The organism is Syntrophomonas wolfei subsp. methylbutyratica, assembly GCF_001570625.1.
In the GTDB taxonomy this organism is placed as follows: Bacteria; Bacillota; Syntrophomonadia; order Syntrophomonadales; family Syntrophomonadaceae; genus Syntrophomonas; species Syntrophomonas methylbutyratica.
Map to the genome: position 1 here is coordinate 70,170 of NZ_BBQT01000011.1, position 18,773 is coordinate 88,942.

21 protein-coding genes and 1 tRNA gene are annotated in these 18,773 nt (G+C 43.8%); 5 read left to right on the forward strand and 17 right to left on the reverse strand.

The annotated features are described in order from the left end of the window. Positions 1-35 precede the first annotated feature (35 nt). From AWB54_RS09365 to AWB54_RS09390, 6 genes are all read right to left on the reverse strand, one after another. A complete protein-coding gene (locus AWB54_RS09365) occupies positions 36-1,352 on the reverse strand; it encodes a TrkH family potassium uptake protein (protein WP_061214341.1) in 1,317 nt (438 codons plus the stop codon). A 20-nt stretch (positions 1,353-1,372) separates the two neighbouring features. Continuing rightward, positions 1,373-2,029: a potassium channel family protein gene (locus AWB54_RS09370; protein ID WP_061214342.1), complete on the reverse strand. Its 657-nt coding sequence runs from the start codon at positions 2,027-2,029 to the stop codon at positions 1,373-1,375. A 201-nt stretch (positions 2,030-2,230) separates the two neighbouring features. Beyond that, entirely contained in the window at positions 2,231-2,356 is a 126-nt protein-coding gene (locus AWB54_RS16525) for a hypothetical protein (RefSeq protein WP_268873644.1), read from the reverse strand. A 251-nt stretch (positions 2,357-2,607) separates the two neighbouring features. After that, positions 2,608-4,215: an S-layer homology domain-containing protein gene (locus AWB54_RS09380; protein WP_061214344.1), complete on the reverse strand. Its 1,608-nt coding sequence runs from the start codon at positions 4,213-4,215 to the stop codon at positions 2,608-2,610. 263 nt (positions 4,216-4,478) lie between these two features. Then, entirely contained in the window at positions 4,479-5,870 is a 1,392-nt protein-coding gene (locus AWB54_RS09385) for an outer membrane protein assembly factor BamB family protein (RefSeq protein WP_061214345.1), read from the reverse strand. Between the two features lie 243 nt (positions 5,871-6,113). After that, on the reverse strand, positions 6,114-6,635 hold the full coding sequence (locus AWB54_RS09390; protein WP_061214346.1) for a hypothetical protein: 522 nt from the start codon (positions 6,633-6,635) through the stop codon (positions 6,114-6,116). Between the two features lie 298 nt (positions 6,636-6,933). Between AWB54_RS09390 and AWB54_RS09395 the strand changes: the two genes are divergently transcribed. Beyond that, positions 6,934-7,018, forward strand: a tRNA-Leu gene (locus AWB54_RS09395). Between the two features lie 114 nt (positions 7,019-7,132). Here AWB54_RS09395 and AWB54_RS09400 read toward each other — a convergent pair. The 5 genes from AWB54_RS09400 to AWB54_RS15935 form a co-directional block, all read right to left on the reverse strand. Next, complete coding sequence (locus AWB54_RS09400) at positions 7,133-7,714, reverse strand: phosphatase PAP2 family protein (protein WP_061214347.1); 582 nt, start codon at positions 7,712-7,714, stop codon at positions 7,133-7,135. A 291-nt stretch (positions 7,715-8,005) separates the two neighbouring features. Then, complete coding sequence (locus AWB54_RS09405) at positions 8,006-8,716, reverse strand: DUF421 domain-containing protein (protein ID WP_061214366.1); 711 nt, start codon at positions 8,714-8,716, stop codon at positions 8,006-8,008. Between the two features lie 217 nt (positions 8,717-8,933). Then, positions 8,934-11,069, reverse strand: a complete 2,136-nt coding sequence (gene feoB, locus AWB54_RS09410) for a ferrous iron transport protein B (protein WP_061214348.1) — start codon at positions 11,067-11,069, stop codon at positions 8,934-8,936. Continuing rightward, on the reverse strand, positions 11,069-11,317 hold the full coding sequence (locus AWB54_RS09415; protein ID WP_338064110.1) for a FeoA family protein: 249 nt from the start codon (positions 11,315-11,317) through the stop codon (positions 11,069-11,071). Before AWB54_RS09415 ends, feoB begins: the two co-directional genes overlap by 1 nt. Positions 11,318-11,390: 73 nt before the next feature. After that, positions 11,391-11,549, reverse strand: coding sequence for a hypothetical protein (locus AWB54_RS15935; RefSeq protein WP_160328939.1), 159 nt, complete (start codon positions 11,547-11,549; stop codon positions 11,391-11,393). A 352-nt stretch (positions 11,550-11,901) separates the two neighbouring features. Here AWB54_RS15935 and AWB54_RS09420 point away from each other — a divergent pair, with 352 nt between their 5' ends. The 3 genes from AWB54_RS09420 to AWB54_RS09430 all read left to right on the forward strand — a co-directional run bounded on the left by AWB54_RS09420 (position 11,902) and on the right by AWB54_RS09430 (position 14,189). Next, a complete protein-coding gene (locus AWB54_RS09420; RefSeq protein WP_061214350.1) occupies positions 11,902-12,453 on the forward strand; it encodes a DUF6036 family nucleotidyltransferase in 552 nt (183 codons plus the stop codon). Beyond that, on the forward strand, positions 12,453-12,719 hold the full coding sequence (locus AWB54_RS09425; RefSeq protein WP_061214351.1) for a hypothetical protein: 267 nt from the start codon (positions 12,453-12,455) through the stop codon (positions 12,717-12,719). The genes AWB54_RS09420 and AWB54_RS09425 overlap by 1 nt, the downstream gene beginning before the upstream one ends. Positions 12,720-13,019: 300 nt before the next feature. After that, positions 13,020-14,189: a YibE/F family protein gene (locus AWB54_RS09430; RefSeq protein WP_061214352.1), complete on the forward strand. Its 1,170-nt coding sequence runs from the start codon at positions 13,020-13,022 to the stop codon at positions 14,187-14,189. Between the two features lie 114 nt (positions 14,190-14,303). Here the strand turns inward: AWB54_RS09430 and AWB54_RS09435 are convergent, their stop codons facing one another. From AWB54_RS09435 to AWB54_RS09460, 6 genes are all read right to left on the reverse strand, one after another. Next, the gene (locus AWB54_RS09435) at positions 14,304-14,528 is read right to left on the reverse strand and encodes a hypothetical protein (RefSeq protein ID WP_061214353.1); all 225 of its coding nucleotides are present in this window, start codon (positions 14,526-14,528) and stop codon (positions 14,304-14,306) included. A 51-nt stretch (positions 14,529-14,579) separates the two neighbouring features. Further along, positions 14,580-15,446 (reverse strand): damage-control phosphatase ARMT1 family protein, encoded by an 867-nt coding sequence (locus AWB54_RS09440; RefSeq protein ID WP_061214354.1) that lies wholly within the window; start codon positions 15,444-15,446, stop codon positions 14,580-14,582. A 127-nt stretch (positions 15,447-15,573) separates the two neighbouring features. After that, entirely contained in the window at positions 15,574-16,773 is a 1,200-nt protein-coding gene (locus AWB54_RS09445) for an iron-sulfur cluster carrier protein MrpORP (protein WP_061214355.1), read from the reverse strand. 280 nt (positions 16,774-17,053) lie between these two features. Beyond that, positions 17,054-17,221, reverse strand: a complete 168-nt coding sequence (locus AWB54_RS09450) for a DUF362 domain-containing protein (protein ID WP_061214356.1) — start codon at positions 17,219-17,221, stop codon at positions 17,054-17,056. A 117-nt stretch (positions 17,222-17,338) separates the two neighbouring features. Then, positions 17,339-17,695 (reverse strand): DUF134 domain-containing protein, encoded by a 357-nt coding sequence (locus tag AWB54_RS09455; RefSeq protein ID WP_061214357.1) that lies wholly within the window; start codon positions 17,693-17,695, stop codon positions 17,339-17,341. Positions 17,696-17,757: 62 nt separating this feature from the next. After that, positions 17,758-18,063 (reverse strand): DUF5320 domain-containing protein, encoded by a 306-nt coding sequence (locus AWB54_RS09460; protein ID WP_082736132.1) that lies wholly within the window; start codon positions 18,061-18,063, stop codon positions 17,758-17,760. Positions 18,064-18,561: 498 nt separating this feature from the next. Between AWB54_RS09460 and AWB54_RS09465 the strand changes: the two genes are divergently transcribed. Beyond that, a partial coding sequence (locus tag AWB54_RS09465) for a hypothetical protein (protein WP_153014702.1) occupies positions 18,562-18,773 on the forward strand: 212 nt, incomplete at its 3' end.

Sequence of the window (18,773 nt, forward strand, 5' to 3'; positions counted from 1 at the left end):
GAAGTCTTGAGCGTGAGAACAACAGTACTTTTTTATTAACCAATCATTATTTTACCCCTGGCATATTGTATTTTGGGTTGTTCTGGCTTATAAGCCAGCGCAAAACCCAGGGTGAGCGGACCAACCCGGCCCAGAAACATGGTAAAAATGATCAGTATTTTGCCAAATCCGCTCAAAGAAGCGGTTATACCCAGCGAGAGTCCTACCGTACCTAAAGCTGAAGCCACCTCAAAGGCAATTTTAATCAGTGACCCAGGATTGGTCAGAGCAAGCAGATAGGTAATTATCACCAGCACAAATGCGGCCAGAACAACAACAGTAATGGCTTGATAAATATCATTACTTTCAATTCTTCGTTCAAAAATTTCGCTTTCCCTTTTCCCTTTTAACTGGCTGAGCACTGTTGCCCCGATAAGTGCCAGGGTGGTTGTTTTAACCCCACCACCGGTGGACCCCGGTGAAGCTCCAATAAACATTAAAACAATCATTAGCAGTTGGCTGGAAAGCAACAGGGAATTCAAATCAACCGTATTAAAGCCGGCCGTTCTTGGACTTACGCTCTGGAAATAAGCCGCCAGGAATTTTGTTCCCAGGGACATATCTTTGAGAGCATGATGGTACTCACTTAAAAATAAGAGTACCATACCTGACAGGATTAAAAAAATCGTAGTGTATAAAACAACTCTACTATGTAATGATAGCTTCCCCAGCTTACGAATATGAAAAATCTCGTAGCAAACATAAAAACCTAGTCCACCGATAATAATCAGGCTGCTTATTACCAGGTTTACTGTTATATCAGAAGTAAATGCGGTTAAGTTTTTGAAATTGCCAAAGAGATCAAAACCGGCATTATTAAAGGCCGAAATAGAGTGAAACAGTCCAAACCAAAGCGCTTTCTTTAATCCCATCAAGGGTGTCCAATGGATCGCTAGAATAACTGCCCCTACTGCTTCTACCCCGAAAGAAAAACCCAGCAGATACTTGAAAATTTTCACGATACCGCCAAGTGCAGATACATTAATCGACTTCTGCATCAGCAGGCGTTCGCGCAGGAAGATTTTGCGGCCTAATAGGAGCGCAAATAAACCGGCAAAGGACATAACCCCCAAACCACCGATCTGAATCAGCAGCATAATAATAGTTTGCCCTAAACAAGTCCAGTGTGTGCCGGTATCGACTACCACCAAACCGGTTACACATACTGCTGAAGTTGAAGTGAAAAGAGCATCAAGATAAGAGGTGGGCACTTGAGATGAGCAAGGCAGGCTGAGCAGTAGACTACCCAGTATAATTACACATAGGAAACTTACGCTTAGAAGTTGAGGGGCTGTTAAATTATGATTATTCATTATCAAAACCTCAAAGATATTTAATCTAGCTTGCTTATTGCTTCCAAATCGGCATTATTGCCCAAAACTACCAGAATATCGCCTGGTAATACTTTCTCGTCCGGGCTGGGTGCTACAATAATATCTTCCCCGCGCCTAATAGCCAGTATAGAAATCCGCATTTTTTTGCGCAGGTCGAGTTCAGTCAGGTTTTTGTTAATAAAAATGTGGGGAGTAAACAATTCAATAATGCTGTAAGTAGAAGACAGATTGATTTGCTCCAGAAAATTATGAGAAACCAGGGAACGAGCCAGTTTTATTGCCATATCTCTTTCCGGATAGATTACATGATCTACCCCGATTTTTTCCAACACTTTTCCATGCAAAGCATTTTGAGCTTTGGCCACGATTGTTCTAACCCCCATTTCTTTAAGGATAATTGAAGTTAGGATGTTAGACTGTATATTATCACCAATGGCTACGATAACTACATCGAAATTTCTAATCCCAATGGCTTTCAAAGTATTTTCGTCCATGGAATCAGCCTGTATTGCATGGGTGACTATTCCTACCGCTTCATTGATGCGATTCTCGTCAACATCAATTGCCAGTACTTCATAACCCAGACGGGTTAATTCCTTGATGAGGCTTTCACCAAATCTGCCAATACCGATAACCGCAAATTGCTTGTTCTTCACTTCCAACCCTTCTTTATCTCAGAATAAGCTGACCTGATGACAATAAAGATTTGCTTTCCTTAATCTTAAGCAATTGTTTTTGTGAGTATACAGCTATGTTAGTAAATGCCGCCCAGTTGCCAAAACCTTAAGTCAGGAAAACTAATCGCGTTATTATCATAAACCTGAAAATATACGAGGTCAATAAAAGTCAGAAAGGTATTAGAAAATATTACATCTTCCGATGAGAAGTATAAACCCGGCACCGTCAACTTCCATTTCCACCTTATCTCCAGCATTAAGATTATTGAATTGAATCTCACCACCGCTGGAAGAATAAAGCTGCACCGATTTATCCACTTCATAGTCTTTATTCTTTTTGCGGTTATATTGTTATATTTATCCAAAATAGTTAGCTTTTCCACTTCAGCCTTGACTTTTTTCAGGCCCGGCCGGGAGCTAAGCCATTATTTCCAACGGTATTTCATCATCTATTTCCCCGGGGTTGGAATCCAACGCTTCATAATTGTGATATAATGGAATAAATAGTATGAAAAAGGAGGGGCGGGTGAAAGGCTGATATAAAGGATTTGCAGCTATTACAGAACGGTAATTTTTATTACCACTCCGGCACCGTCAACTTCCATTTCCACCTTATCTCCAGCATTAAGATTATTGAATTGAATCTCACCGCCGCTGGAAGAATAAAGCTGCACCGATTTATCCACTTCATAGTCTTTGTTCTTTTTTACGGTTAACTTGTAATAATCGCCCAGGATAGTAAGCTTTTCTACCTCAGCCTTGACTTTTTTCAGGCCCGGCCGGGAGCTAAGCATTATTTCCAACGGTATTTCATCATCTATTTCCCCGGGGTTGGGATCCAGATAAGTAACCTTTATAGCATCACCTCTTGAAACCCTACCTATAACCCGGCCGTCTTTATCCACCATCCGGGCGCGATCCCAGTAATTAAACCATTCCGGCTTACCGCTTTTGGAGCTGGAGCCCTTTTTCGCCAGGGTTAGCCTGCGCCCGCTTAAATCTTTAATAGTACCGGAAATCGTTTTGGTTTCTAAAACCGTTACTTTTTGCACCTGCCCCTCTGCCAGCTGGACAGTGACGTAAGTACCCGGCTTCAAAGAAGTAAAATCTTTAACCCTGGCTTTACCCTCACTATCAATAAGCGCACCCCAGGACAAGGGAAGCCGTCTTTCCTCGCAATTCAAATCGCTTAGTACCAGTATGCTGTCTAAACCTATTAAGACTGATTTGACGGTGCCTGTTATCTTATCTTCCGCAGCAATAAATTTCCTTTTTTCGATTATAGAGATGCAAGCGGCCTGCTTTTTCTGGTTCAACAAAACCTCCACCCGGTAGTCTAAAGTATCACGCAACTGGCATTCTCCTACTCCAGCAAAACACTGCAGGCCGGGATCGAGCTTTACTTTTTTCACTCCGGAAAGAGAGCGCAGTTCTATCTCGCCTTTATTCTTATCCACAATGATTTTCTCTACCCAGCCTTCCAGTATCCTGGAAGCATCTGTCTTAACCCAGTTCTGTTCTATTAAACTGCTCAAAAGGGCCGCGGCCTCACTGCGTTTTAAACCGCGCTCAGGCCTAAAAGTGCCATCTTCGTAACCTTTCATAATACCGGCCTGGGATAAAGCTATTATATATGGAATATATTCGGAGGAAGTGCTATCCAGATCGGAAAAGGCATTCTGTCCGGAAGAGACAGAATCCGGAAGCGGCAATTGCAGAAGACGACAAAGCAAGGAAACTACCTGAAGCCGAGTAGCCGGGCGATCAGCCTGAAAGGAAGACAGCCATTTATCATCTAGCAATTCATTTTCCACCGCTGTATCCATATAGTTTTGTCCCCAGGGCACTTCCGGAGATTTGAGCGGCCGGGGAGCTTCCTTTTTGCTCTTTTTGGCGGTAGTTTTTCCATTGCCCAGACCTACGGCCCGCATAAATAAAACCAGGGCTTCCATTTGGCTGATTTCCTTTTCCGGCTGGAAGCTGTTGTCAGGATAACCTTTAATGAAATCAAGCGTAGCTGCCCGGGTAACTACCGGTTTGGACCAATGCCACTCCACATCACTAAAAGCCATAACTGAACTCACTGGTTGAATCACCAGAAATAAAACCAGCAAGTTTGCCACAATTATTCTTTCCCACTTTGGCTTTTGCTTAAAAATAATCATATTTATAACCATTCCTTTCGCTAACGCTCAGGCACAAAACGTGATGAAAGAATTTCTTTCAGATTTATGATCATTCCTTTATCAAGGCACAAAACATCATGGAAGAGTATCTTTCAGACTTCACCTCTTTATTTTTTTTGTATCTGCTGTACAAGCAGCGCTTATAAAAGTTTGGTGATACGATTACCGGCGAAAAGTGATTTATAAAGATGCTTGAAAAGTAAATGTATATATGAAATAACCATAACTCCCCACTTTTCTTGTTAACTTTCCTTAAAATTGTCCTTGATTTTATAAAGACTTCCTTTAGCGGTATGAATATAAATGAAGTTATCCGGCCCTATTAGAGGGGCTCTCTCCACCGCCCCATCCAGCTGGCGAAACCAGGCCATACGCCCTGATGGCTTAACCGCAAACAGGTAGCCCTCGCTGCTGCCTCCATAAATATAACCCTTCGGGCTTACGGTCGGGGTGGATACCAGCTTGAGCAGCGGGGTCTCCCAAAGGACTTTGCCCTTTTCCGTATCAAGAGCATAAAGCTTATTGCCACCTGTAAAGTACAGGGTTTTGGAATTACCCAGTACCGGTGCTGTTATCTGATTAGCCGCTGAGAAAGAGTTGCTCCAGAGGGGGGAATTACCACTGCTATTATTAAAACAATAAACCTTGCTCTGGTTCAGTTTTCCTCCCTTGCTGCCCTGCGCTGCTTTCTTAAAATTGACGCTGGCATAGAGTTTTCCTTCATTATCTGTTAAAAGAAAAGCGGAACTAATATCCCCTAGCCAGTATTTCCACAGGTATTCCCCTTTGGCATTTATGGCCGCCAGTTTGTATTTGCCCGCCTTGTCCCCAAAAACAACATAAAAAGCCTGCTCATCAGCGGTACAGGCCAAAAATGTTCTAGGATTAATTAACTTGCTAGTTTTACCGTCTGAAGATTCCCAGGGTGAAAGCATCCAAACATAGTGTCCCACCGTATCTACCGCATAAAGAGCATCAGGTAAGGGCAAATATAATATGTTTCCCGGACCACGGGCCAATAAGGGTGTTTTCTGTGCTTTCCCCTCGCCATAGACGGTAAAATCCCAACCCAGAACTCCGTTCAATTTGCCCTCTTGCAGCACGGAGCCGCTGGCAAAAAAAACGGCCCCGGCTTCGGTCAGAATCGGACTTCCCAGCGAACCCTTCCCTTTGCCCTGCATCTCCCATATCAGCTTCCCTTCGGGATTAACGCAATTTAATTTATTGTTAGACGGAAAAAGCAGGTTGCCATTGGGGGCAAAGATGATATCAGAACTTAATTTACCCAATCCAGACAGCTTCCACAACAACTGGCCCGGCTGCTCAGCTTCTTTAGCCGCCGGAAATTGTTCCAGCTTGCTGGCTGCTTCACTGCTTGATGGGAAAGCCAGCAACAGGAACAAAACCATGAATAATGCAATTTTCATCCTATTAGAAAATCCCCTTATCAACTCTTTATTCCCCCCCCTAAAAGCAATTACCCGCGGGTCATTAATGTAGTCAACCTCACGGAAGCAGAAGTTTTCATTATGATCAACATATTCCCAAAGCTCCCGGTTGCCCGCAGCAAAACAACCCAGAGCTTTACCTGGATAAAAATTCTTCCGGGAGTTGTTTATTACCCCCAGTTTCATAAGTTGCATCATCGAATTAGATATTACTTCGCTATGAAGCCCCAAATCCTTTTTTTCTTTTAATAAATATCCTACGGCATTCGCCAGGCCCCCCAGTCCCAGTTGAAGCCGTCAGGTATCATATCCGCTACATAAGCAGCTATCTGTCTTTCATTTTCACTTATTGGAATATCATTTATTTCTTCCATCTCAAAAGAGTTTTCAATTATATAATCGACTTCAGATACATGAAGCTTGAAATCATCACCACATAACCAGTGGCGTATTAGGATTAACCTCAACAATTACTGTTTTAGCATTTTCAATACTTCGCCGATAACATAGACCAGCATAACAGGAACGGTTCATATAACCGTTTTCGTCCGGCGGAGTCACCGCATGAGCCGCAACATTAGGTCCTCTGTTATCCAGCCACGCAGGCAGCTTGTGCAAGTGAATAGGAACATAAGTCGCCAGTCCCATTTGAATGCATTTTCTTTCCATAAGCCCAACAAAAGAAGTTTCTATATGAATATGTTCTTTGAATTGAGGCTGCATGAATTCATAATTACAAAGAGAAAAGCCCTGGAGAAGAGTTATATTGAATAATTCCCGGGCTCGCTTGCTTAGCGCTGTCGCAAAACCTTTGGGAATGGATGTCCCTCCCGCCATAGTGATTATGTCATTGTTTTTTATCAAGTCAGCAGCATCTTCCGCTGAGCAAAGCTTTTGCCGGTAGTCTTCCCGCCAGGAACCAGCATGAGATAATTTCTTTACAACTATCACATTGATCCCCCCCGTTTCTTGTTGCCAAAAATATTACTATTGTTGTAGAAATTCAACTCTGATTCCACTGCAAAAAGTCATTTTTCAAAATTAGAACTCTAGTATAATGGTGAGGTTTTGAGCACCATATGTAGCGGTGGGTATAACCCAGAAACAGGGTTTTTGCAGTGGAATCAACTCTCAATAAACAGTATACACCATTATGGGGAAAAAGGAGTTAATAGGGGTATCAATATGCTCCCGAATGACAGTTGAAATAATCCATACAGGAAGGTATAATATTTCTTGTACCGAAAATGCGGATGTGGCGGAATTGGCAGACGCACCAGACTTAGGATCTGGCGAGTAACATCGTGGAGGTTCGAGTCCTCTCATCCGCACCATAAGAAAAATAGAGGGTTTTAAACCCTCTTTATCTTTGTCTCTTTACTGCTATTAAGATTTTACTGTCTATTAAACATGCTCCGCAACTAAACCGCGACCAATAAAAATATTTCTCAGAGCCGATTTTGCACCAATTTCATGGCTTTAAGACTTAGTATCAGTATTAATATACCAAATAAGCAACCCGCCATAACATCGCTAAGATAGTGAACATTAAGATAAATCCTACTCAATCCTATCAACAATACCAGAATATATAGAGCTACCGCTCCCAACCAGGCCTGTTTGTTACCCCTACCTCCGTACTTCAACAGTAAAGCGGCCAGGAATCCGTAAAAAGCAAGTGACAACATGGCATGACCGCTGGGAAAACTATATCCTCTCGCCATCGTCAAAGCTTGTCCCGCCGGTCGACCGCACTTGAACAAGTGCTTCAACCCTTCCATGATTCCCCAGGCAGAAAATAATGTGACATTTAAAAATATGGTCTCCAGCTTTTTTCCCCTAAACCACAAGTAGCTGCTGGTCAGAGCAGACAAAATGACGAATACCCACGGAGATCCCAAATAAGTAATAATGATCATGATTTTTAGCAGACAGGGGCTGTTTATTGTCTGCACATAATCCTGTACCCGCAAATCCAGATTAGAGAAAAAATAAAAAAGTCTGCTAAAAGCACTATAGTTTCCTGACAAACACATCTTCCCCTTTATTTTTCCCCTTCTGATCCACTAATGAAATAAATGCAAATACCTTAAAGGCTAACCAGCATAAATCCTTAAGTTAGACCTAGTTCATACAGGCCAGAATTCTTTAAATATATTTCGCTACAAAAAAAAGAAGCTTCCGCCACAGTGATATGCTCCCCTTTATATAGCCAGGCGATAAAAGCTTTAGTTGTTAGGTTTTGGGACTGGACAAACCTGACCGGTTCACAGAGTATTGGACCAAGGTTAGGAAATTATTAGTTCGAGGGTTTGATAATATCATTTTAGCACATTAAATTCTTTCACCTGGTCGTCTTTCACATCGATATAAAGATTGCCACTCCCATCCATGGATGCCAGCAATACCTGGCCCACATCTTCTATGTTTTGCTTTTTTAATTCCTCCCTTAGCCAGATTTCGTCACGGTTTACTAGCTTGAGATGCTGGTATAATATCTTGCCATCAATTATCAAATTTGCACATAATCCCTGGCGGGTTGCGGAAAGATTCAAGTCAGATACTGTGACTGGTTGCTTTTCGGGTTTGAGCTGCACACTGATCTGCCCGCTGGTTTCTAGAATAGCAAAATTCAGGTCGGCTATATTAAAAACTCCCTTTAGCCTTAGCTCTTCGAGTAAATCGTTAACATGGTACTTCTCTTTCTTGAGGTTATCCTCAAGTATTTTCCCATTTTGGACCAGGAGGGTAGGTACTCCATCCAACCTCCGCCTGGCCCGGATATCAGCCAGGGCTATTTTGGCAACTACAAGGGGAATCAGGCCCCAAATTAAGAGGCTGATAATGCCATGTGAATAAGTGATTGTTTTATCAACTGATAAAGCAGCTGCTATAGATCCAATTGTTATTCCTACAATAAAATCAAAAAAGTTCAGCTGGGATATCAGCTTTTTCCCAATCACAAGGGTAACTAGAAATAAGATGCCAACCGCAATTAAATTCCTAAATATAATATCAATATTATCAAGCATTATATTCAACCATACACCCCATTGACTGGTCTGATTTTCCTTTAGCTTTACCTGATATCCCGGCATCTATCCTTACAGCGCTGCAACGAGGCGGGGGATTAGAACCCGCCGCCTGTTTTGTTAATAGGAATCCGACCGCTTAGCGGGGACATATTTCACCTCGTTATAGTTTTTCCTGGCAAAACAGCTGCCGACAATTTGCCTGTTTAAACCCCTATTACCCTATCCCTAGAAGCAAGCCGCCCCGGTAGACCAGGAAACATACCACCCAGGCCAGGACTATGGTATAACCTACGGTAAAGAGAGGCCACTTCCAGCCATTGGTTTCTCGTTTCATCACGGCCACAACCGCCAGACAGGGGACATAAATCAGGGTAAACAGCATTAATACATAAGCCACCAGCGGTGAATAACCTGATTGTTCCCGGGCCCGCTGGGCAAAACTTTTCACCACCGGTTCTTCCTCTTCCGCCAGGCCCTCCTCGTCCTCAATGCTATAGAGAGTTCCCAGGGTGCTTACAACTATTTCTTTGGCGCCCAACCCAGCCACCAGAGCCACGCCTGTTTTCCAGTCAAAACCCAGAGGTCTGAGCACCGGTTCAATGACCTTCCCCATGCGGCCAGCATAGCTGTTCTCCACCTGTTCCACCGCACTCTCGAATTCATATCCCTCCTTGTCCACGGTAGGAAAGGTAAATAAACCCCACATAACAATGGATAAGGCCAGGATAATCGTTCCGGCTTTCTTCAGGTAGAGCCAGGCCCTTTCCCACATGTGAATAAGGACGCTTTTCAGAGTAGGAAGACGATATATGGGCAATTCCATAACAAAAGGCTCGCTCTCCCCCGGCAAGAGCCAGGTGCGAAATACCCGGGCCATGATAATAGCCAGAACAATACCAATAATATACAGGGAAAAGAGAATGTTGCCCGCTATCTGGGGAGCAAAAAAGGCGCCGATAAGCAGGGTATAAACCGGCAAACGAGCCCCACAGCTCATTAAAGGCGTAACCAGCATGGTAACCAGGCGATCACGAGGATTTTCCAGGGTGCGGCTGGCCATCAGAGCCGGTACCGTACAACCAAAACCAATCAGCATGGGTACAAAGGATTTGCCATGCAGCCCCGCCTGGTGCATAACTTTATCCATGACAAAGGCGGCGCGGGCCATATAGCCGGTGCTCTCCAAAAAGGCAATGCCCAAAAAGAGCAATAGAATATTGGGCAGGAAGACGATTACTCCACCCACACCGGCGATAATTCCATCCACCAGTAAAGAACGGAGCAGGCCTTCGGCCATTACTTCATTAAGCCAGCCCCCCAGAGCTGTGAAGCCAGCTTCTATCCATTCCATCGGGGGGGTTCCCAGGGTGAAAGTAAGCTGGAACAAGAGCCACATCATCCCCAAAAACAAGGGTATGCCCAGGGCACGATTTAAGAGAACATTATCTATTTTTTCGGTCAGCGATTGCTTGCTTATGACAGTGATCTGAGAGGCCTCGCGGCATACCCCGCGAATAAACGCATAACGGTCTTCCACCAGAGCCATCTCTGGATCATCGCCCGTCTTGTCGGTGATCCGCTGGCGGCTCTGCTCTATTTGTTTCAGTAAAACCTTGCCTTCAGAATTATTTTCCAGTTTCTTCGTTAATTCGCGGTCTCTTTCCAGCAGTTTTATTATTGTCCAGCGTAAAGGATAATTTAAAATACCATCGAGATTACCGGCAGCGGCGGCAGCCTCAGAAGAGGGGGAACCGCTCTGCCTGCCTGCAAACGGCAATTCCAGCAGGCTGTTGATTTCTTCTTCAATCTCCGGGCGGTAGCGCAACATTCTCTCCGATGGTTTATCCTCACCGGCAAAAGTGTTCACCACCGCGTCCAGTATTGTTACCGTACCTTCATTCTTGGTACCCACCGCTCTTACTACGGTCATGCCTAAAAGCTGCGACATCAGTTCGTAATTGATGGTTATCCCGTTCTTCTCCGCTACATCAGCCATATTAAGAACCAGTACTATAGGCACTTCCAACTCTTTCAACTGAGTGTTTAAGTAAAGACTGCGCTCCAGGTTGGAAGCATCAGCAATGTTAACCACCAAATCAGGCTTATCATTTACAATAACATTCCTCGCCACCACTTCATCGGGAGAATATGCGGAGAGCCCGTAGGTTCCTGGCAAATCTATAACTTCAATCTCAAAACCTCGATGTTTTAGCCATCCTTCTTTTTTTTCCACGGTTACTCCGGGGTAGTTCCCCACATGCTGGCGGGCTCCGGTCAAATTATTGAAAATCGTGGTTTTACCCGAGTTGGGGTTTCCCGCCAGAGCTATTACTATTCTTTTTTCATCCATCACTGCTCCTCCTCAGCATTTTCTTCCAGAACAATGGTATCAGCTTCCTCCTTGCGCAAAGACAGGAAAAATCCCGGGTTGCTGACCTCCACCGGATCGCCCAGAGGGGCGTAGCGCTCCATAGTAAGTTCCACTCCTGGAACCAGACCCATCTCGATTATTCGGCGCCTGACGCTGCCATTGCCGCTAACCGCCTTGATACGGGCCTTTTCTCCCGGAGCCAGGTCTTTAAGAGTTTTACTCATCATCCTCACCTCCAAAATTATCATCTTGCCGGGACGTTAAAATAGTTCTAATCCCTGTCCGCTTTCCTGACCGGTATCATTCCTTTTTATGTGAACAGCATGAATTGGAACAGCTCATGCAAGAATTAGCATCTGCCGGCTTCTCCGGCGATGAACTCCTTATTACTTGCCTGATTCTGTTCATGATGATAAGCGCTGCCAGTATAAATGCTGCGACCAGAAAAATAATTTCCATTGGTATCTCCCCCCTTGTGCATATTTAAGTTAGTATCAACTAACTAAACTCGCAAAAAATATATGATAACGATTATCATATTCATAGTAAGTATTTCCCTTGTTTTTGTCAAGGGCTAATTTTGACTCTAGTGCAAAAAACCTTTTTGTTGCATAAGGGTTGCATAAATATACAAAGCGAGCGTTGGCGAAGCATGGATGCAGCACCCTTCACCCCGTCGGGTACTCCTGATGCTCCACCCTTCGGGTGTCATTATTAAGGTTGCACCGGCGAAGATAAGAATAGTGGCTTTTTCGCTTAGGAGCATTATAATGTATTCAAGTTTACAAATTCGGCAAGGCAGGTTTTAAAAATGAATTTACCAACTGAAATTCAAATATTAAAACTGGTAATAACCAAACTTGAAGAACTGAATATACCCTATATGCTTTCCGGTTCACTTGCCGGCAGCTTTTATGCACAACCTCGCATGACCAGAGATATTGATATTGTAATTGAACTTGCTGCTGAGCAAATTGCTAAGATTACAGAAATATTTTCCGGGGATTTCTATATTGATGAGGATGATGTAAACGAGGCGGTGCGATTGCAGAGCATGTTTAACATCATTCATTATCAAGCCGTAGTGAAAATTGATTTCATCATCCGCAAGGACTCTCTTTACCGGAAGCTTGAATTTGAGAGACGCATCAGGAAAATTATTGCTGGTTTTGCATTATGGGTAGTAAGCCCCGAGGATTTGATCATTTCTAAGATATTTTGGGCCAGAGACAGCAAATCTGAACTACAGCTAAATGATGTGAGCAGTATAATGAAATACCAGGCCAAAAAACTGGATTGGGAATATATTGAGTATTGGGTTAAGGAACTCGGCTTAGGACAATTATGGGAGGAAATTAAATAATGAACGATACTAGCTCAACGGTAGAAAACAAGTTATTCGAGATGATGCAGCAGAAGACTGAGAGCGAAAGATTTTTCATGGCTGCCTCTATGTTTGATATGGCGAGGTTGGTGAGCAAAGCTGCGATTCTAGAAGATAAACCGGATATTTCTCCTGATGAAGCCAGAGTTGAGTTATTTCGTTACTGGTATTGGGAAGACTTCGATACTGATGATCGAGAAAATATTTTGCAAGCAATCCGTCTTATTAACAGTCCTTACGATTAAAAATCCTATCTTAACCCCCCATCATACTGTTCCCAAGCTATGAGTCTGCCGGAACCATTCCGGCACCCGCATGATATGCCTATTTGCCTCCATCCCTATCATAAAAGGAGCAATCCCGGCTGCAGCAGCATCGATAGCGCCTCCGGGAGCGGGTACCCCGGAGCAACACCTGCGGCTTGTCTTGCGGCTCAAGGGGTACCGCGCATGGCTCTATTGACCACAGCCTGGGACAACGCTATTATAGACAGTGATAATTGTTATCAATGCTATCCTAGGTAAAAGACTACTGGAGGGACGATTATGCATAAATACCGGCAAAAAACCTTTATCCGCAGCACTTTACTGCTTATGTTCTCATTTTTCTTTACTGTTTCCATCCTGGCCGGACCGGCTCATGGACAACTTCATCCCGAGTTTGATGAGGAGCAATACCAGGAAAGATATGAAAAAGCGCTGGTTCTGGAAATAAAGGATAAAAGTGTGAAAGAAATTGAGGCCCTGCAAGGAAATATAGTGGAACAGGAAGTCAAGGTTCGTATGCTGGATGGTGCCGATAAAGGCAAGATCCTTACCGCCATAAATACTCTTTCCGGAAGTGCGGGTTTTGATATGCATCTGTCACCTGGAGACAAGGTGGTAATATACATAGCGGAATTTACCCCGGCAGATGGGGGTGAAGCAGTAAAGACCATTTATGTTTCCGACCGGGTACGAAGCCCGGCGCTGCTATGGATTGTCGGCGTTTTTGCCGGTTTGCTTCTGCTGATTGGCCGCTGGCAAGGAGCCAAGGCTCTGTTCGGATTAGGAATAACCATCCTGGGAATTTACAAGGTGCTGCTTCCGGGATTGATAGCGGGGAAATCGCCCCTACCGCTCACAGTCATAGTTTTAATAGTGGTTACATTGATTACCATGATATGTATTGCCGGCTTTTCTCGCAAAGCCCTGGCGGCTACCCTGGGTACTCTGGGCGGTTTGATTGTGGCTGGATGGCTGGCTTATATCTTCGGTGACCTGGCTCAACTCAGCGGGTTGGCCACGGAAGAGGAACGCATGCTGGTCTATGTAGAGAACCTTAATCTTGATATGCGCGGTCTGCTCTTTTCGGGAATTCTTATCGGTGCGGTCGGGGCCATTATGGATGTTACCATGTCGGTGGCTTCGGCCATAAGCGAGATCAAGCGGGCCAATCCCGAGATGAATACGGCTGAACTGGTAGCCGCAGGGATGAATGTTGGTCGAGATATTATGGGAACCATGGCCAACACTCTTATCCTGGCCTATACCGGAGGAGCGATGCCCTTTATGCTGCTGTTCATGGTTTATGAGATGGAACCCCTGCGCATAGTGAACTGGGAATTAATTGTAACCGAAATTATTCGGGCTCTGGTAGGCAGCATCGCTTTGATCATATCAGTTCCTATTACTGCTGTTATTGCCGGCTGGTTGACCGCAACCCGCAAGGTTTAAGCTTTGGTAAATTCTTGCTTGCCTCATCTTTATAATTCTCCAGTTTTTTCTTACCATATATATCAAAACCAACATAAGGAGCCAACAAAAAGAACGTCCCTGTGTTGGCCCCTATTATTCCAGTCGATTAAACAACCGCTCAGCTTTGGCTTCCAGTTCATTTATCCTGGCATACACTTTTTGCAATTGGAGTCTTTGCTGTTCAATAAAGCACTCTTCAACCCCAGATTTTTCGTATTCTTCAATAGTTTTTAATATTATCGGAATGTTAAAACTTTTTAGGTCAGCTATTTTCTTGTTGGTGTCTTTTAAGGCTTCAACTATATTTTCATTTGACAATATGCAATCCCCCTTAATAATATCTTGCCAGTCTGAACAGCAATCTATATATTATTCTTTCATCAGTATAATGTCGTTTTGCAGGACTCCGCATCTTTCCATGAGAAGATTGCATTTGCACAAAAAGATATAGTATAGATTAACTCGTCCCGTTCCATACAGCGATTCGAAGTTGCCCTGCCCCTTGGCAATAACTAGATCGGCATTATCGAATGCCAAATTGAAGCTAGCAGAACAGTACTCCCGTACTGTCCCCGGGATATCAGTGCCATTATTGATAATGTGAGCATAGGCATTCATGCCTATGAAATAAGCATCCTCCTCGGTAACATCGTTCAAGACAGGTGCTCCCCGGGTGGCGAAATCTACTTCCAAATCGGGATACTCTGCCTTGATGGTTCTGATAAACATCTTGTCAAAAACTATCTCTCCAGCGTTGTCACCCAGATAGAGAAGTTTCCGGGCCGCTTGCAATTTAGATCTTAATGAAGTAAACACCTCATGGTTGAACTCTTTTTCCAAGGTCTGGTTTAATACTTTTATCACTTCGGCTCTTGATAAATCATGACCAGGGCCAAAATCAATTATGTTTCCCGCTGCAGCCAATTTTAAGGCTGTTCCCAACTGATCCTCCGCTGATCTGATTACAGCCAAAAATTCTTTTTCCAGCTTAAGCATCTCGGAATTGTAGTAAAGTTTAACATCTCGATAGGGATCTGGATTTTGCAGGACATCTTTTAAGACCTGCTGCATTTTATGAGCTATATAAGGAGTACTGGCAGTATCGTCGCTGGCGCCAATTTCCAGCATGATTTTTTTCACCAAAATACGTTGCGCTTTTTCATTATCTAGATGAATTTTGACTAATCTTACCGCCTGATTGACTAAACAAGGCAAACATTCCACACTTAACTCCATTTAGACCTCCGCTAGCAAAAAATATAAGGCAGATACTATCTACGACGGCCTCCTTCTCCTTCTGATGTCTGACGACCGATGACCAATAACCCCTTATTCCTCACTTTTCTTACTATCAGTTTTCATTTTAATGTCCGCATTCATCATGATATTGGTGCTCATGGCAAACCGATCCGGTCGATTTAAGCATACCCTGCAAATATTGCTCTACCGCAGCCTTGGCATCACCTCTGGCACCGGCAATTACTTCAATACCTTTTTCATTAAAGATATCAATGGCGCCGCTCCCTATACCTCCGGAGATGATCACCTTGACTCCCTTGTCGTTCAGAAAAATGGGCAGAAATCCCGGCTTATGCCCAGGATTAGCTATGGTCTCGCTCTTAATAATTTGGTTTTTCTCGGTATCAAAAATCATGAAGCTCTCACAATGTCCGAAGTGTTCCGTAACCATACCGTTTTCATTGGCTACTGCAATTTTCAGCATTTCCTTTTCCTCTGTTTTTTCTAATATTTCGGCAATTCCATTAAGCCATACACCATCATAAAACTCTATCATGCCTTTATCGCAGGCTTCCGATATTTTCGGGTCAATCGGCAGTCTGGCCAGCAACTTCAGCTTATGTTTTTCGGCAACTTCTTCAATATGGCTTTCACCAAATATCCAATAATCTTTATTATTATCAGGGCATTTGAAATAAGCCATATTTTCAACCAAGCCAATAACTGGTATATTCATTTTTTCCGCCATCTTGACCGCCTTGGAAACGATCATAGAGACCAGTTCTTGTGGTGAGGTTACGATTATTATCCCATCAACAGGCAGGGATTGGAATACTGTGAGGGGCACATCACCGGTTCCTGGTGGCATATCAATAAACATAAAATCAACATCATACCATATTACATCAGTCCAGAATTGCTTAACTGCGCCAGCCAGCAGCGGACCTCTCCAAACCACCGGGTTAGTATCATCTTCCAGTAGCATATTAATTGACATGATATCAATGCCGGTTTTACTTTTGATGGGCAATAAGCCCAGAGCATTGGCAGTTGCTTTCTCTTTGACACCGAAAGCTTTAGGTATGGATGGGCCGGTAATATCCGCATCAAGTACGGCGGTATTATAGCCTTTCCTGTTCATGGTTACCGCTAACATTGAGGTGACTAATGATTTACCAACCCCGCCTTTGCCGCTAACAACACCTATAACCTTTTTGATATTGCTTAACTCATGCGGTTTTTCAGAGAAATCAGTTTTCGGCTCTTTCCTTTCGGTGCAGTCATCACCGCAAATGCTGCAATCTTGATCGCAATTCTCACTCATTTGGTCGGCTCCTTTCTGTTACGTTATATTATTTAAATATTATTTAACTCCCCGCAGATAAATAACCGCCCCTTGGGCATTTGAATTCAGCATCCCCGGTTCATTGTCAAATGGTATCCTGCCAAAATCCTGATGCCTTTTCCAGGTAAAATTCCAGATTCTCACCCTCCAAGCACTTATTCAGCACCACTCCATGGGCTTATCAGATAGCTTGACCAGTTCATAAACCATTTATGATTATGAACCCCAAAACGAGGTAAGCTTTATCGGTCCTTTCAAACTAGTCTTCCTGCTGTATAGCTTCTAAGGGGCACACATCTGCACACAATGCGCATTCTATGCAGATTTCTTTATTGATAACAGCTTTATTCTCTACTAGTGAAATAGCCTCTACCGGGCATGATTCAAGACATAATCCACACCCAATACAAGTGTCGTCTATATACATTTCCACATCTCCTTGTCTTCAAAATGCGGCATTCTTTTTCAATACCTTTATTCTCCATCTGTTGCTGCATCATAACCGGGCTAAGCCTTTAATACTTTCCTCAATAATTATTATCTTCTATTTGCCCCAGCCATGCCTATGCCTGTGGCAACCTTCACTACCACAGAAATCCCCCGAGCCATCACAAAGGCGGTAATCGCCGCCCTCTATCTTTAAGACTTTCCCATTAACCAAGGATTCTGCCACTTTTTTCCTTGCCTCATTGTAAATACCCTGAACCGTTGTTCGGGCTATATTCATCCGGTTGGCACATTCTTCCTGGGTAAATCTTTCTAAGTCAATCAGCCTTATCGTCTCGTATTCATCAATTGTCATATTGACAAAATTCTTGGTGTTGGCCGGAGAATCGAGCGGCCCAAAGCGGCTGTTTCCAGGCAAGCAACAAACCTTTCTCCTTTTCCTTGGTCTGGGCATTAGTTTTTCACCTCATCTCGAGCCAAACGGCAGAGGCCACCCTCTACCGCTTTGGTTTGCTGTTATAGGCTTCCCAACCTTTTGTCAATAGCATCAAGCGTAATTTGCAACTGTTCCTTTTGTGCCTGCAGGACTTCTTTGGAGGCTGTTTGACTATAATTATAGTTATTATACGCTCCGAAGCCAAAGCCTCGCCCAAATCCGAACCCCCGACCTCTTCCAAAACCGAAACCTCGCCCAAAACCTCTACCACATCCGCGTCCAAATTCCGAGCCATAAAAAGGGGCATTAACTCCAGTGCAGGCACCGAGTCCCCTTCCTGTCATTGCACCCATTCCCAAAGGTCCGGTTCCATTTCTTCTTGGCATAAAGATCTTCTCCTTTCTCTGTTTGCTTTCCTAATTGCTAGCCTCTTGCCATAGCCGTGCTATCTCTCTACCTCTGCCAATCCTCGCCTGGATTAAACTCCAATTCCATTCCTCCTCCACTGCCTAAATTGCGAAATCCAGATACATTTTTTTTGGCATATTATCGCCTCTTTTTGGTTAATGACATATGTCACTTTCAATTTATATTATATAACGTTATGGGCATATGTCAATAATTATTTTTGGGCCTTGCGCAACCCCTGCAGTTAGTCATAATAGGAAACCAGCATAATGGCACAATTTTGCCCAAGCACCGTAGCATAGCTGACCGGAGCCAGGCAGCACGCAGACAATTATCCTGGAGTTAGTGTGGAGAAGAAAGAAGGCTGGCTGAAACATGAGGGTGCAAATAGTATCGGTGTAAGCCCTTCACAGTTTGCTGTAATTCTCAATTTGCTTTAAAATTGTGCTATGGCGAAGTAAAAGGAGGAAAACGCTGTGCCAAGAAAACAGGAAGTCTTCTGGAACCGGATTTCTGCTGTTTACGATCGTATCATAAAAAATGATGATACTGCCTATGCGGAGGTAAGTAGCCCGGGGGAATCTCACCCCCAGGCCCTCTCAGAACCGGACGTGAACCTCTCAGCTCATCCGGCTCCCATTATCCAGCCGCAGGACGAATCCCCATTTGCCAATGTGCGAACAACTTC